General features: G+C 46.9%; 18 protein-coding genes. 9 read left to right on the plus strand and 9 right to left on the minus strand.

Annotated features, from left to right (window positions below; genetic code table 11):
- Window positions 1-259: 259 nt before the first annotated feature.
- The 7 genes from C400_RS0112300 to C400_RS0112330 form a co-directional block, all read right to left on the minus strand.
- On the minus strand, window positions 260-736 hold the full coding sequence (locus C400_RS0112300; protein ID WP_016822844.1) for a glutathione peroxidase: 477 nt from the start codon (window positions 734-736) through the stop codon (window positions 260-262).
- Window positions 737-851: 115 nt separating this feature from the next.
- Window positions 852-1745: an ABC transporter ATP-binding protein gene (locus tag C400_RS0112305; RefSeq protein WP_016822843.1), complete on the minus strand. Its 894-nt coding sequence runs from the start codon at window positions 1743-1745 to the stop codon at window positions 852-854.
- Between the two features lie 177 nt (window positions 1746-1922).
- Window positions 1923-2942 (minus strand): LLM class flavin-dependent oxidoreductase, encoded by a 1020-nt coding sequence (locus C400_RS0112310; protein ID WP_016822840.1) that lies wholly within the window; start codon window positions 2940-2942, stop codon window positions 1923-1925.
- Window positions 2943-3078: 136 nt separating this feature from the next.
- Complete coding sequence (locus C400_RS0112315; protein ID WP_016822839.1) at window positions 3079-4224, minus strand: AI-2E family transporter; 1146 nt, start codon at window positions 4222-4224, stop codon at window positions 3079-3081.
- Window positions 4225-4374: 150 nt separating this feature from the next.
- A complete protein-coding gene (locus C400_RS0112320; RefSeq protein WP_016822838.1) occupies window positions 4375-5388 on the minus strand; it encodes an LCP family protein in 1014 nt (337 codons plus the stop codon).
- Window positions 5389-5501: 113 nt separating this feature from the next.
- Window positions 5502-6446 (minus strand): cation diffusion facilitator family transporter, encoded by a 945-nt coding sequence (locus C400_RS0112325; RefSeq protein WP_016822837.1) that lies wholly within the window; start codon window positions 6444-6446, stop codon window positions 5502-5504.
- Between the two features lie 204 nt (window positions 6447-6650).
- Entirely contained in the window at window positions 6651-8297 is a 1647-nt protein-coding gene (locus C400_RS0112330; protein WP_017427160.1) for a DEAD/DEAH box helicase, read from the minus strand.
- A 374-nt stretch (window positions 8298-8671) separates the two neighbouring features.
- On the opposite strand from C400_RS0112330, the gene C400_RS0112335 reads away from it, so the two are divergent.
- The 7 genes from C400_RS0112335 to C400_RS0112365 are packed head-to-tail and all read left to right on the plus strand — an operon-like array spanning window position 8672 to window position 12561.
- Window positions 8672-9238 carry a hypothetical protein gene (locus C400_RS0112335; protein WP_232795360.1) on the plus strand — a complete coding sequence of 189 codons (567 nt, stop codon included), beginning with the start codon at window positions 8672-8674 and terminating at the stop codon, window positions 9236-9238.
- A 39-nt stretch (window positions 9239-9277) separates the two neighbouring features.
- The gene (locus C400_RS0112340) at window positions 9278-9922 is read left to right on the plus strand and encodes an immunity 50 family protein (RefSeq protein ID WP_017427162.1); all 645 of its coding nucleotides are present in this window, start codon (window positions 9278-9280) and stop codon (window positions 9920-9922) included.
- Window positions 9915-10325 (plus strand): hypothetical protein, encoded by a 411-nt coding sequence (locus C400_RS0112345; protein WP_017427163.1) that lies wholly within the window; start codon window positions 9915-9917, stop codon window positions 10323-10325. Before C400_RS0112340 ends, C400_RS0112345 begins: the two co-directional genes overlap by 8 nt.
- A gap of 44 nt (window positions 10326-10369) precedes the next feature.
- The gene (locus C400_RS0112350; RefSeq protein WP_017427164.1) at window positions 10370-10876 is read left to right on the plus strand and encodes a HEAT repeat domain-containing protein; all 507 of its coding nucleotides are present in this window, start codon (window positions 10370-10372) and stop codon (window positions 10874-10876) included.
- Window positions 10877-10905: 29 nt separating this feature from the next.
- Entirely contained in the window at window positions 10906-11535 is a 630-nt protein-coding gene (locus C400_RS0112355) for a hypothetical protein (RefSeq protein WP_017427165.1), read from the plus strand.
- A gap of 28 nt (window positions 11536-11563) precedes the next feature.
- Window positions 11564-12124, plus strand: coding sequence for a hypothetical protein (locus tag C400_RS0112360; protein ID WP_017427166.1), 561 nt, complete (start codon window positions 11564-11566; stop codon window positions 12122-12124).
- Between the two features lie 2 nt (window positions 12125-12126).
- Window positions 12127-12561 carry an immunity 26/phosphotriesterase HocA family protein gene (locus tag C400_RS0112365; protein ID WP_026065437.1) on the plus strand — a complete coding sequence of 145 codons (435 nt, stop codon included), beginning with the start codon at window positions 12127-12129 and terminating at the stop codon, window positions 12559-12561.
- Between the two features lie 68 nt (window positions 12562-12629).
- On the opposite strand, the gene C400_RS0112370 is transcribed toward C400_RS0112365, so the two are convergent.
- Window positions 12630-13169 carry an SMI1/KNR4 family protein gene (locus C400_RS0112370; RefSeq protein WP_017427168.1) on the minus strand — a complete coding sequence of 180 codons (540 nt, stop codon included), beginning with the start codon at window positions 13167-13169 and terminating at the stop codon, window positions 12630-12632.
- Window positions 13170-13536: 367 nt separating this feature from the next.
- Here C400_RS0112370 and C400_RS0112375 point away from each other — a divergent pair, with 367 nt between their 5' ends.
- Window positions 13537-14196, plus strand: coding sequence for a hypothetical protein (locus C400_RS0112375; protein WP_016822827.1), 660 nt, complete (start codon window positions 13537-13539; stop codon window positions 14194-14196).
- Window positions 14177-14362, plus strand: a complete 186-nt coding sequence (locus tag C400_RS0112380; RefSeq protein WP_016822826.1) for a hypothetical protein — start codon at window positions 14177-14179, stop codon at window positions 14360-14362. The genes C400_RS0112375 and C400_RS0112380 overlap by 20 nt, the downstream gene beginning before the upstream one ends.
- Here the strand turns inward: C400_RS0112380 and C400_RS0112385 are convergent.
- Window positions 14352-15186 (minus strand): DUF6138 family protein (locus C400_RS0112385; protein WP_232795361.1); only part of this gene is annotated, 835 nt, incomplete at its 5' end. The genes C400_RS0112380 and C400_RS0112385 overlap by 11 nt on opposite strands.

The following is a 15186-nucleotide window of genomic DNA, read 5'->3' on the forward strand; positions in this document are numbered from 1 at the left end:
ATAGCTTTTTATGATATTCACAATTTGTCCACATTTTAAAAGGCAAGGATATCTGAACTCAGCCGTTTGCTGAAATCTTTTTTTGCTCCATTCAGTTTTCCCTACCTGCCTCTTGATTATGCTCCTGGAACAGACTTTCACACGATACGTCAATCTTTAGGCAAATGCGTATGTAGGGAATAAAAAAAGGTCCGTTTCCCCTAAGACAAGCGGAAATCAGACCTTGTTTACACATATACTTTGGAATTACACGAAGCTATTATAATAACTGCTCAATGGCCGTTTTCATCGCTTCCGGTGACTCCTTGGGCTCAAAGCGTCCCACAGGCACACCTTCCCGATTCACAATGAATTTTGTAAAATTCCACTGAATTGTACCATCTTCCTGTTCTCCAGGCTGTTGCTTCTTCAAATATTCAAACAGAGGGGCTGTATCTGGTCCGTTCACATCCACTTTAGCGAATACCGGGAAATTAACCCCGTAATTCAATTGGCAAAATTCAGCCGCTTCCTCGCTGCTGCCCGGCTCCTGACCGCCAAACTGGTTGCAAGGGAAGCCTAAAACAACGAGTCCCCGATCCTTATATTCGTCATAAAGCTTTTGCAAATCCCCATATTGCGGGGTAAGTCCGCACTTACTAGCGGTATTCGCAATAACCAGCACTTTACCTGTGTAAGTTTCCAGAGAAACCTCCTGATTGGCTGGTGTTACGGCATTATATGAATAGACAGACATATAGCATCCTCCTTCATGTCGCTTGGTTTAGGTTCTCAACCTATTTTACCCAAAACGTGACGGACATGCCAATATTCACAAACCCTTACCGTGATGCTGCCACTTGTCGCACCCTCTAACCTCTTGCTGCTACTTGTGGTCTAGCATCACGCCGCTCGGCAACAGAACCCACCGTTTGTTTCTCTTCTACATTCATTCCCTTTACTGCTTGGCTTACCGCAGGCTGACCAGCCAAAGCATACGGAAGACAGAGTGGTACCCCCGTACGAGGATCAGTAACAATATCCGCCTCAATCCCGAACACCTCACGCAGCACATCTGGGGTCATAACCTCCGTCGGGGCTCCTACCGCCTTCGCTTTCCCTTTTTTGATCGCAATCATATGCTGAGCATAGCGGGCTGCGTGGTTCAAGTCGTGCACGACCATAACAATGGTGCGTTCTGCCGAAGTATTCAGATACTCTAGCAGATGCAGCACTTCCAGTTGATGCGCCATATCCAAAAATGTAGTCGGCTCATCCAAAAACAATATATCCGTATCTTGTGCAAGCGCCATAGCAATCCAGGCACGCTGACGCTGCCCCCCAGAAAGCTGATCAATCGGACGATCGTGAAATTCGCTCATTCCTGTTACTTGGATGGCCCACTCTACCATTTTGCGATCGTCCGCTTTCATGGAACCAAAACCTTTTTGATAGGGAAAACGTCCGTATGATACCAGTTCCGTCACGGTCAATCCTTCCGGTGCCGTCGGATTCTGCGGCAAAATAGCCAACTGCTTGGCTACCTCCCGGGTGGATTGCTTATGAATGGATTTACCATCCAACAGAACGCTACCGCCTTTAGGATTCATGATGCGAGCCATCGTTTTCAAAATGGTCGACTTACCGGAGCCATTTGCACCCACCAACGCTGTAATTTTCCCTTGCGGTATTTCTACGTTCAGATCTTCTACTATCAATCGATCTTCATAAGCAATATCCAGATTTGCCGTTTTCAGACGAAACATTTGGAATCATCCCTTTCCCTAATCCAATATATATAATCACGGGCTTAACGCACGACATTCATCAAAACTTCATTCTATCTTTATATAATAAAGATATTGATAATCATTATCAAGTGTTAACTCACAAAAAAAGATCACAGCCCTCAAGCTGTGATCTTCTGATTCTGGCCATTCGCATTAAGCCTGTACAGAGGACAGTCCAAATGCTTCAGCCATGAGACGTATAGATTTCATTTTGGCATCGAAGTCGTGAATAATGCTCGCAACCATGATCTCCTGTGCATTATAGTCCTTGGATAATTGCTCAAGCTGACGCTTGACCTGTGCGGGTGAACCAACCACCATACGCTTGCGATTCTCACGAATGCGCATCCGGTCATATGGCGTATACGGATACGCAAGCGCCTTTTCGACGGAAGGTGTTCCTGCGGAACGCGTTCCCTGTTCCAAAAGCACCAGGGACAAGTCCATGCTGGATGCCAAACGATTGGCCTCCTCTTCAGTATCCGCACAGATCGCAAATACGGAGACAAGCGAACGCGGTTGGTCACTATGCTGGGAAGGCTGGAAGTTTTCCTGATATCCCTTCATAGCACCTGTGCCGCCTTCACCATTAATAAACTGCGCGAACGCAAAGCCTACGCCACGCTCGGCGGCCAGACCCGCGCTATCACCGCTGGAGCCAAGCAGCCACATTTCCGGCACAGTCTCTACGAGCGGCATCGCCTGTAGCGAACCGAAGCGATGCTGGCTGCCTGTGCTATCGTGCAAGTAGGCTAGCAGATCATCCAGCTGCTCGGGGTACAGATCAATGCCGCCCCGCATTTTCCCCTCCTGCAAAGCTCTGGTAGCAATCGGCATTCCTCCGGGCGCTCGCCCCAGACCCAGATCAATGCGCCCCGGATACAATCCCTCCAGTACCCGGAAGTTTTCCGCTACTTTATAAGCGCTGTAATGGGGCAGCATCACACCGCCCGACCCTACCCGAATCGTCTGGGTACGAGCAGCCAGGTGTGAAATCAATACCTCGGGGCTGGACCCTGCAAGATTAGAGGCAGCATGATGCTCGGATACCCAAAAGCGATGATAACCTAAGCGTTCCGCCTCTATAGCAAGCTCAGCAGTCTTTTGTAATGCTTGTGCATGTGTCATGCCTTCCGATACCGGAGATTGGTCAAGAATGCTGAGTTTTATCATAAAAAGTCTGACCTTTCTATTTTGGAATAAGAATAGGCATTAAGTATAGCACGTAAAGCCACAGTTAACCAAGAGGAGCAAAATAGTAGATTTACCACGCCCATTAGTCATGTTTACTTTTCATAGAGACTGCTTTTTACTTTACTTTATCTGCTTCATAAAGATGTGAACGCTTTTGAAAGAAACTAAACAGATGGGTCACGATGACCTTCAAGACAGCATAACCTGGAACAGCCAGTACAATTCCTACCACACCAAACAAATTGCCTGCTGTCAAAATAACAAAGATAATCGTAATCGGATGTACTCGAAGAGATTTACCCATAATTTGTGGTGAAATAAATTTACCCTCAATAAGCTGGACAACTGTCCATACGATAACCATTTTGAGCAGCATGATCGGTGAGGTAACTATAGCTACGATTAACGCGGGTGTAATGGCAATTACAGGACCTAAGTAGGGAACCACGCTCGTAAAAGACGCAATGACCGCAAGCGTCAAAGAGTAGTCCAATCCAATAATCAGATAACCTATATATAGCAGCACTCCAATACAGAAGCTAACAATAATTTGTCCACGAATGTACGAGCTGACCTGATGATTCATTTCGGTCATGATACGATCTGTCTCTTTACGAAACATAGGTGGAAGCATTTTTAGAATCCACTGCGGCAGCTTGTGTCCATCTTTCAGCAAATAGAACAGAATGAACGGAACCGTAGCGATCGCAAGCACAGTTTCCGTAATCACACCCAAAAAGCTTCCCACACCCGTCCATGCATTATTGATAAAGCCAGATAACTTTTCAGAAGCTTTGGAGGCCAGTTCAGATGGATCTATTTGAATGGTGTTCTGGAACTGGTTCACAAAGTTACTGCCAATCAGTCGCTCAAACTGTTGTTTGACTTGCTCGGTATAAGCAGGGACATTTTGGATAAGGCCCTGTATCTGATCACGGATCACAGGTACCACCGACGTAACCACAATAGCGATAATCCCTATAATGAGCAAAAACAGAACAACAATGGAGTATACTCGCTTTACCTTATTCCGCTCCAGTACATCTACCAACGGATTGAGCAGATAGTACAATACACCGGACAAAATGACAGGGAGAATAATCGTTTTCAGCAGCACGATGACAGGGGTAAATATGTATGAAATTTTGGTAAGCACTAAGATATTCAAGCCGATCAGCAGCAGTACCAACAGGAATAACACAAACTTGTTGTTCAGAAAAAACTTCTTAAACCGGTCTTTCCATGCCGGAGTTATTTCCACATGACATTCCCCTTCTCTTTAGACAGATGAGTATACGTTCTTCATAATTACGATATATTTTTGGAACAAAATATACAAGGTTATACCCCAATAAACACAAAAGCAAACAAAGTTGTACGTTATTGTACGAACTTCGCTTGCTTTGAATGGTTATGGAGTATCATTTGTCGTGGTGGCAGCCTCCACCGTCGTAGTCACAGGTTTGTTTTCTTGATCAAAAAGATTCTGTATGAACCGCTTGAGCTTCCGCTCATCCACACCCAACACCTGTGCACCCTTGATGGTTTCCCCGCGCACCAGTTCATTTGGCGGGATTTGCTGCTTCGCTACTGTTTTAGCATCGATATTAAAACCCAATGAAGCCAACTGCAGCATTTCCGTTGTACTCAGATTCGTTTCAATATAAGGAGAAATGCTATTTAAAATACTTGGCAGTTTAATGAGCGACGAGGTCGATTGTATTTTACTGCCCAGTTCGGTAATGAATTTGCGCTGTCGCTCCGTACGTGTAAAATCCGAAGTCGCATCATGACGGAAACGTACATATTGCAAGGCTGTTTTACCGTCCATGTGCTGCATTCCCTTTTTCAAGTCAATATCAAACTGGTGTTTGTCTGCCTTGGAAGTGTAATGCATATCTTTTTCGACATCCAGGTCAATACCACCTACAGAGTCAACCAGTGCAATGAAACCATTAAAATCAGTATATACATAATATTGAATCGGTATGCCCAGAAGATCGCTCACAGTCTGTCTGGTCAAATCCGGCCCACCGTAGGAAAAGGCAGCATTCAATCGACTTTGCCCATGACCCGGGATCTTGACGTACGTATCACGAAGAATCGACATCAGAGTGGCCTTTTTCGTAACCGGATCAACAGAAGCAACCATAACCGAGTCAGAGCGCCCTGAATCTTCTCCACGGGAATCTCCGCCAAGCAGCAGAATATTCACTCTCTCTGTTCCATCCCATTCCGGTGGGAGTGATACCTCTACAGGTTGTACATTGGTTGATGTTTGGGTTTGCGGTTTAAATTTCGAGTCCTGGCCGGAAGCAACTGAAATTTGATTCGTAAAATGATATATAGAATAAGCATAATATCCGCCCACTAAAAGGACTGCAGCAGTCACAGAAATACCTAGCCATTTTAAAAATTTTCGCATATTTTCGGGTAACCTCGCTTTTATTCATCATCGTTCGGCTTTTAAAAGCATACCCTTCCGGCAAGTTATCTGTCAATTCGCGTCGTATGTTCTAGGGGCGTTATTCGTATCGGTTATACCTTTTCTTCAGGGTCTTTTTGTGTTGATTTTACAGCATGGAGGTCGTCTGCATACCACGGATTCAAATGGACAAGCACCTCATAAACCCGCGGCTCCTGCTTCATGACGGCCCTCTTGATCAGCCGGATAATATCGTGTCCCTGCTGAATCGTCAAAGAGGCATCCACTGAAGCTCGGATATCAACGATAATATAATGACCATGCTCACGGGCACGGATACGATCAATACGCTGAACCTCGACTACACTCAGTGCCGCTGCTGCGTAGCTTTCGATTTCCTCGGTTGCAATGGCCTTCTCCATGAGCACATCTATGGATTCGCGACCCATTTCCCACGCCAATTTCAGAACCAGCAACGCCACTACGAACCCCGCAATGGGGTCGCCGTAAGATAAAATCGGAATATTCCAATGTTCCCCGATCAGTCCTAATCCGATCCCCAAGACAGCCGCTCCCGAGGCATACACATCAGCGAGGTGATCTTTTGCCGTCGCAATGAGACCCTGACTATTGGCCGCTCTGCCAATACGAATCGTGTAGATATACAGCCACTGTTTCCAGAGCAAGGAAATAATGGCGGCCACCAATGCCAGTATATGCTCCTGTGGCATCGGTTCGAACAGTGCGGCAATGGAATGATAGCCGATAAATATGCCTGCCCCGAACAGTATGACCGCCACTACACTAGCACCAATTACTTCTGCCTTGCCATGACCATAAGGATGATCCTCATCCGGCGGCTGGCTGGATATTCTCATCGCTCCCAGTGCCGTTGCAGAAGCAATGACGTCCCCGGCGTTATGCACACCATCGGCCACCAGCACCTTACTGTTGAACATGAGTCCTGCGATGATTTTGATGCCGGTTAAGAGGATGTTGCTGATCAGGCTGATCCATGCTGAGACCATGGCACGCTTGCCCATATCCTGTTCCTGCATGATGTATAACCCCTCCAAATTATCTTTTAAAAAATGTCCTGACCGCTATTCGGTTATCTCAGGGCATCTTTGGTTGCTCTTTATCTTATGATGCTGTTCTTGCAGCGGCATAGTTGAAGATTACAATAGCCCCGGAAGATGAGCCTCCCCGGGGCTATTATGATAACCATAGTGGAGCATTCTATGAGAATACCCCCATTTTATCTACCTGGACCGACCGCGTCGGCCTCCTTGACCTTGACCACCACGCGGACCGCCTTTGGCTTGTCCACCGCGTCCACCTTGGCCTCCGCGTGCGGAACCGCCGCTGCTACGGTCATATCCGCTACGTCCGCTGCTTTGGCCTGCCGAACGACCTTGACCTCCGCGTGCAGAACCGCCGCTGCTACGGTCATATCCGCCACGTCCGCTGCTTTGCTCTGCGGAGCGGCCTTGGCCTCCGCGTGCGGAACCGCCGCTGCTACGGTCATATCCGCCACGTCCGCTGCTTTGGCCTGCCGAGCGGCCTTGACCTTCGCGTACAGAACGGCCGCTACTGCGGTCATATCCGCCACGTTCACTGCTACTGCGGTTGGAGCGACGCTCGCCGCTTGCACCGTCACGACGACCCGCCTGTTCGCGGCCGCTGCGGCGTCCGCCGCCAGCATCGTTGCCGCCAAAGGAACGGCGGTCGTTTCTGCCTGAGCGGTCATTTCTACCCTGCCGCTCAGCCGTATCGGGAGCAGGTCTACGCTGCCCGCCGCCCTCACTGCTGGTGAATGTGACACCAGCAACTCTTTGGATGTTCCGAAGCTCAGGAACATCCCTTGGCGTGGCGAGCGTCACCGCAACGCCTTTGCCTCCGGCACGACCGGTACGTCCGATGCGGTGGATGTAGCTTTCGGCATCCTGCGGCATGTCATAGTTGAAGACATGCGTGACGCCTTCTACATCGAGGCCGCGTGCGGCTACATCTGTCGCTACGAGCAATTGAAGTTTCGCTTCACGGAACGCCTTCATCACTTGCTCCCGCTTGTTCTGGGACAAGTCCCCGTGCAGCTCACCGCTCTCGAACCCCATCTCCTGGAGTTCTTCATTCAGTTTGGAAGCCCGGCGCTTGGTACGGCAGAAAATAACAGCCAGATACGGACGATCCGTATTCAGCATATCTACCAATGCCTGTTGCTTACCACGGTCTGTTGTTTGCACAACGACCTGACGGATTTGGCTCACGGGAACGGAAGAAGCCGATTTCACTTTGACATCAACGGGTTCGTTCATATAGACACGAGCCAGCTTGCGAATACCAGCTGGCATCGTAGCGGAAAACAGCATGGTTTGTCTTCGGTAAGGAACCTCCTGAAGAATCGTTTCCACATCGTTCAAGAAGCCCATGTGTAACATTTGGTCAGCCTCATCCAGGACCAGCATTTTAATGCCGCCTAAATCAAGCGTGCCACGTCTCAGGTGATCTAAAAGTCGCCCAGGTGTACCAATAATCAGTTGTGCGCCACCTTTTAGTTTACGAAGCTGACGCTCCACGTCCTGTCCTCCGTAAACAGCTAGCAGAGATAAACTCGGTTCCGCAGCAGCCAAGCATTTTGCTTCCTCTGTAATCTGGAGCGCCAATTCACGCGTAGGTGCAATCACGAGCGCCTGCGGATGCCGCTTGTCCAAATTCAGCTTTTGTAGAATCGGCAGTAAAAACGCAAGCGTCTTCCCCGTGCCTGTATGTGCCTCGGCAATCACATCCTGACCTTCCATCAACAGTGGAATGGACTCCTGTTGTACAGGTGTTGGCGCTGAGATGCCTTGCTCTTTCAAGGCTTCTACCCAATGTTGCTCCACGCCTAATGCTGTAAAATTCTTCAAGTTGTATTCACTTCCCTTATCTGTATTCAATATGTGTCACGTAAAATAGGTTCATGTGCCATATGACATCTATCGTTCCATAGTTCAGAATTCCCATTTTTGTATCGGTTCTCATTCTCCCCTTTTCAGGAAGGGAGCATATCCGTTATCGTTGAATCTGTTCATGTAACTCAACATACGGCCGCAAGGCGGCTCAGGCCGTTCCATATATGACTTTCCTAGTATACGCGAAGTTGAACTGGTTTCCAAACGATTTTAACGAATCCCGCAAAAGGTGAATTCAATCACCATGTCATATATTATGGTAGGATAATTGGTAATTCATGAATAAAGGGTGGATGCTTGTGGTTAACAACCTACATTATAATTTCATAATGACAGGTTCCTTGTCGGAGAAGCACACTTTGTTTGCCGAAGAGTGCTTTACTAACTTGTTCGATTGTTTTGAAGCGCTCTTGAATATATCAGGAATCCGTAACACCCGTGTGTCTGTCTATCAATCGAAGAAAGCCAAACACGGCAAGATCCGCTGGGACAAGCAGGAGCTGCTCCGCATTGTAACCGATGATGAAATGACTCCTTTGATGCTGGTTATAGAGGCTCCTAGTATCAAATCGTCCTATAACAAAGGGACGACGCCGGAAGTGTACATTCTTTTGTCCAATGACCATATGGGTCAATCTTCCAACAATTGCGGGATGCTTGTTTCGATTCGTCAGGACGTTTATGAACGTATTGACCGAACAAGCGTGGAAGACGTTATGCTGCAGCTCAGCCAGTTAATAAAGGCAAACAAACTGTTACATAGCTCGCGCAACTTTTATGCTGGCAGTAAAGCAAGAGCTATTATGGATATTCTCCCATTTATGCTCGAAAAGGATACCCCGGATATGAAGTATGTTTTTCAATCGTGGACTCCGTACCCTTTACGTCACACTTAAACTATCCGTCATCCCATTAACCCTAGGAGGCTGCAATTTATGCAAATTCAAGTTCACAATATTGAAAAAAAAGAAAACGAATATCTCATTCATTATCAAGCCGGAGGAGCACTGCCGTTCGTTCCGCATGATGTTGTCCTGATCCATGGCAAACAGTATTTTATAGGTACGATGTTGAAGGTAGAGTCGGAACAGGCCCTTATCCGTATCAATCCAGAATATGAAGACCAACTGACAGGGTCTATCGGACTGGAACTGGCTTTCTCTCCAACCGTTTCTATTCAAGGTGCAGACAGCATTGTCGAAAAGCTCGGCTATTTCCCACCTTTCCACTATGACCGAATCACGGCTGCCAATATGACGAAAGACCAGATTACACTGACAATTGAGCTATCCCCCGCTAGCGTGCTGGTTCCTAAATCACCGGATCTGGAACCTTCGGCTGAGGCACCAGTGATCCCTGAAGCTCCAGTCCAGGACATTCCACGCTATGCAGTGACCTTTACATTTCTGGAGACCAAAGAGCATGTATTAACCCCTGTAGAAACAGAAAATATCATCTTGCAGCTCGATTTCCGCTATGAAGAAGCTGACATGGTCGTTGACATCGATGCCTTGTCAGGGCTGTCAGGCAGCTTTCTGTGCAGAGGTATCCGTGCAGAGATTACGGAACTTCATGAATAAACAAGAAGCCCGTGAGCTGTTGCACTGTCATTCTTTTATTCATGATGATCTGGAGCATCCCAAAATGCGAAGCGGATTTTTAGGGATGCTTCGTCCCTTTCAAGGCGAACTGATCGAGGATAATTTTCATGAGCTCATGACTATCATTGAAGTTCTGGCAGATGAGTTGGAGAAACCGTCCGTAGAACGGGAGCTTATAGCCGCTCTGTGGGGAATTTGCCAATATACACGGGCATGGGCGTTGTATCCTGATAGTATGCTGCAACGGAATCACCTGCTGACCGCAGAGCAGATTAGTACCCTTGACGATTGGATTGATACAATCTCCTATGCGATTATGGTGCTGCTGGAGGGGGGCGGAACGGAAGAGGCTTTATCGAACTACAGACATAAGAGTAGGTAATACACAATGCCAAAAGTAATCTGGCTAAGAAATAAGGAGGGTATATGTCCATACAAACCGATGATGAGGGAAAGACATTTTTATCTATTTTCCCTACACTATCGTATGAAGATCGATTGGTATCACTACGCGAATTAACAGCGATCCCCCAGCCTGTGGAGGACACCACCGCATTACTTTTGCAGCTTGCGCAGCAATCATCCGAGGAGGATCTGCTTCGTATAGAAGCGCTGAAGGTCATCGGACTATATGCAGATCAGAGCCAGCAGCCGATGATCATGCGAGGAATTCGCGAGCTGCTGTGCAAGCCTGATGAAGATGATGATGTGCAAAACGCAGCTTTACAAACTTTGGCATGGATGCCTTGTTCAGAAGCAGAGCTACGTTTAGCTTTGGACATAATCTGCAGTGATACATATATCTTAGTCAAGGGGGCCGCTTTTGCACTGCTTCGCGCACATAAAGCCAACCCTTTTGCACAACATGCGCTGAAGCAATTATTGCAACATGAGGAATTCGGCGCTTCTGCCCAACGAGAGCTGTCCACATAATCGACAACCAAAGGAGAATTACTCTACTCATGCGTGTAAGAATATTTATATTCATATTGATTATCGGAATTATATGTGTGCCTGCGTATTTCATTATGAGCAGCTTTGGGTTATTCCAAAATGAAAAGGTGCTCGTACATTATAAGGTTGCCGTTGAGGTAAAGGGTAAAAAGTACGATGCCTGGCCTTTAATCAGCAGCTATACCGCAATAGATAAAAATGGGGACCATCGTCAGCTCTACTATCAGGCAGAGGGCTCAGGCATAGAGTATCTGTTTCAACTAGCCTATGGACAGTATGAACTCAAGCCCTCCAAAGAAAATCCTTTTCTGGACGGGGGAATCCACTACACCATGGACCATCCCGATTATGTGCGTGAGGAAAAACAGTATGAGAACGCCAACGACTATACGGAGTTAACCCATTATTACAATCAACAAGAGCAGGTTATTTATACTTACAATCCTGAAGCCAAGCTCGACAAAACCTATGTTCGCTCCATCATCACCGCTGGGATGACTCGCACCACTGGTAATTCAAGCCGTGCGGTAAAGGATAACTATATCAATATCAGTAAGCTGTTTAAGGACAAGCTGGGAGTGAACGTGAAGGTAGATGTTGACGAGGACAACAAAATCGTGACCCTGTCCATGTCATAATGAATGAAAAGAAAGGAAGGCGCTACGGATGACAGAAACACATCATGTTAAATTAGGACCCGCTTATTTGGATGGTTGGGTTGTGCCCGAAAACCCGGAGGCATGGGTCGAGCAGGAATGGACAGGTAAGCTCCGTTCACAGGCCGGAAATACGAAATTCCACATTTTTTATTATGGAGAATTCATGGATGAGCTGATTGCTGTAACGGAGTTTGCACCCCAGCTCATTATTGCAGAAGATGCGGTCACAGGTGAGCAGATCGTCATTTTTGATGGAACCCGCCATGGCTACGATGCACTGCTGTGTGAAGTATATACGGAGGAACAGCAGAACAATCGCACCCCCCTGCTGCCTTATCTGGACGATGATGGTGAAGATACCTTTGAGGTGACCGTGACTGCTTTTTATAATGTTGATTGGGATGACGAATTTGCAGATGATGTGGATGAGAACGGGCAGCTGGAGCTGATCAGCGGCGAACGTTGTGATTTTGAAGAGGCCAAGCGAAACGGTTTTGATGCGATTAGCATTACAATTACCAGCGCTAAAGGTCTAAAAACTGAGATTCTTCAGGAAGAGTTGGCTTGACGATGGTATTCAAAAGAATCAAACATCAGGAAGGCGATATTTTTGTTATCCCTTTGCATGACGGCCGATTTGCGGTATGTCAGGTGATCTGCGCGTTGTATGGTCGATTCAAAAAAGCGTTCTCCTTTGGTGTTCTATCCATAGGTCAGAATCAAGCGTACGAGGGTGAAGCTACATATCTCTCATTCACAGATTACCGGGGCAGGTTCGAGGTTATATTCACCGCCACCCAAAATCTGACAAAGGGGGTATGGCCCATTATCGATCATCGCCCTCTATCTGAGGAACAACAGCAGCTAAAATATTTTAATTGCGCGGGCCATCTGTATTACGGAGATGAATATGTACGCAACCTGGAACTAAAAGAATATAATCAATATCCTGTAATGGGCGTGGCTGGATATGAACTGGTACAGCAATATTTAGCCCAAGCATAAAGAACAAGAAGAATAGCAACTTAAAGAGCCACCTTAAAGTTCGAAAACCAGGGTGGCTCTTTAATGATTTAAAAGGGTTCAAATGTATAAGGGAATGGTGTACGATGTGTTCCCAAAATCGACTTTACACGCTCCCCATCCAGCAGCGCTTCGACGAAGCTATACAAATCAGGGGCTGCATACCGAAAGTTGCCCCATGTGCGCAGATTCAAAGCATAAATCGGGAATTCCCCCCGTTTATCAGGCGATTGAATATCCCAGACCAGCAGGTCATTTCCTTCACTGGAAGCGAAGGGAACGGCATGTTCCAATAATTGCGGGAAACCATCTGGCTCCAACGCCGCTTCTTGTAAGACCTCCTCCGATTCCAGTACATCATCAAACCAAGCTCGCCAGTCATGGTAACGATGAAGCCATGAATCCGGATGATCCCCGAGAGGAATATGGATGTTCCATACGCCACATAACCGCCCGTAGCCAAGAGTCTTGACGTAATCTATATAGGAAGGCGGAAACCCTCGACCGTTTTCAAAACGATGCTCTATAAGAAATTCCTTATCATAGTAGGCCTGGAATTGCGGACGCTGCAAACCTGTAAAAATGCTCATATACCCATTCTCCTTTGCACTACGTAATCCTATTTCCACGCTTCGGCACTTTGAAAAGGCCCTTTTCAAGTGTTAAAATGGGAATAAGATGTATATTCTAAAAAAGAGTGAAGATGCGTCAACATCCCCACTCTTTGGCAACAGCCGCTTTTAAGGCGGTGGCTGCAAGTTTACGGTACATGAAATAGACCGGTTCCTACCACGGGCGGTCTATTTCTTTTTATGGAAGGAAAGAATCAGGACCCTCACCTCCTTCACAGGAGACTAGCCGACCGCCCATCTAAGCCATTCTGTTGTTAAGGAATATTATAACATATGATATATAAAAAGTACGTTTTTACGCTCTTTTCGAAAAGGAGGAACGAACATGGAGCAAAAACGCTTCAAAGATGAATATGGATATAAATATGACTTTGCCGCCGTGATCTGGAGGGGAGAACAGGTAGCTGTCCACTGTCCTCGCTGTCAGGGTCAAGCTTCTATTTCCAAATCAAAGGAAGACTGTTATTACGTTGTTCGCTGCTCTCATTGTTACTACACATTTCAGCAGCCAGAATCGTATAAATATTATGCACGCGGCGTATGCAGCCACTGTGAGCGGTATTTTAATATTGAAATTCATGATGACCGAACGGTTACTCATAAACATACGAATATACACTGTCCGCACTGTGAGACACGCAATCAGGTTCCGGTGCATCGTATGCAGTCACGTGAATGGCATACGGACGTGATCCAAAATGGAAAAGATCCTATTTTCCAGCTCCAGCTGTACTTCCTTGATTACTATCGGGGGAAACCAGTCTGGGCTCTTAACCGGATACACCTGAATTACCTGCTCTCCTATATCTCTGCCGAGTTGCGAGAAAAACCCTCATCCGGTATGATGCGTACGGCTTCCCATTCCATTCCAAAGTACATTAAGGATGCGAAAAATCGCCAGGCCATCTTAAAAATATTACAAAAACTACAGCATAAACAAGCGTCTAAGGGTGAGCATTCCAAACATGAGTATACAAACTTTTGACAGCTGGTCCAGGCCTTCTGTCAGACCACCACGTGCAATCTCGGCTGGAGATAGCGACTGTACAGATGTTATTGAAGTACTGCGCCTCAGTGGAAGCGAGCCGGATGTTCAACGCATTGCGCAGGGACTGCGATATGATCAAGAATACGATGCTTTTATGGAATAAGCGGCTCCAGTAACTCTTTTACCTCAGGGACAGCCTGCTTCAGGCTGTTTTTTAGTTTCTTCGCGCCACCCCATATACGATAAACGAGCATCTCTTGTTCGTAGTCTTCCAGTTGTAGAAGCACATCTACTAACGCCTGTGCCTGCTCTACACTTTCAATGCCAGCCGATTTTAGTGGTTTGGCGGACTCATTACCTGCCAAAAGAATCCTCGCCCAAACGGGGATCGTATCCGGTGTCAGTCCATGCGCCTCAGCAAATACAGTAGCGTAACCGTCCTGTACCGACTGATGCTCACTGTCTACCAGCTTCATATAACGATTCACCAGCGAAAAATACTCCGTTCCTTTAAGTCCTAATCCCATCACCGCATAGGTTCCTGGCATCGCCGACTTCTCCCCCGGCTCTACATCGTTGTACCACTTGAATTCTTCCATCACAGTCTCGGCATATTCCGCCAGCAACGGAAGCAGCGAAGGGTATTCAAGTGCATTGGCAAAGAAACGATGTAATGCAGATTTGGCCAACTTGGGTACGGGTAGATAGTTTTTCACTTTGCTTTTAAACTTCATCCCATATTCCTTAGTAAAGCCTTTCCGTAATATATCACATAGATATATGAGTGCTTCTCTGTAGCTCTCTTCTTCCTCAGAACGAATCTGAACCTCTAGTGTTTGCAAAATATCATTCGCTTGGCAGGTGACACGCTCGCTTGTATATGACGCTGGAATGCTGCCTGATCCGCTCTTAAGCCACTGAACAGCCTGCTCTGAACCCAATTGTGCAGCAATCTCCAAAATACTTCTGCCGTGCATCGGCATCGGT

This window comes from Paenibacillus sp. ICGEB2008 (assembly GCF_000307675.1).
GTDB classification, from domain to species: domain Bacteria; phylum Bacillota; class Bacilli; order Paenibacillales; family Paenibacillaceae; genus Paenibacillus; species Paenibacillus polymyxa.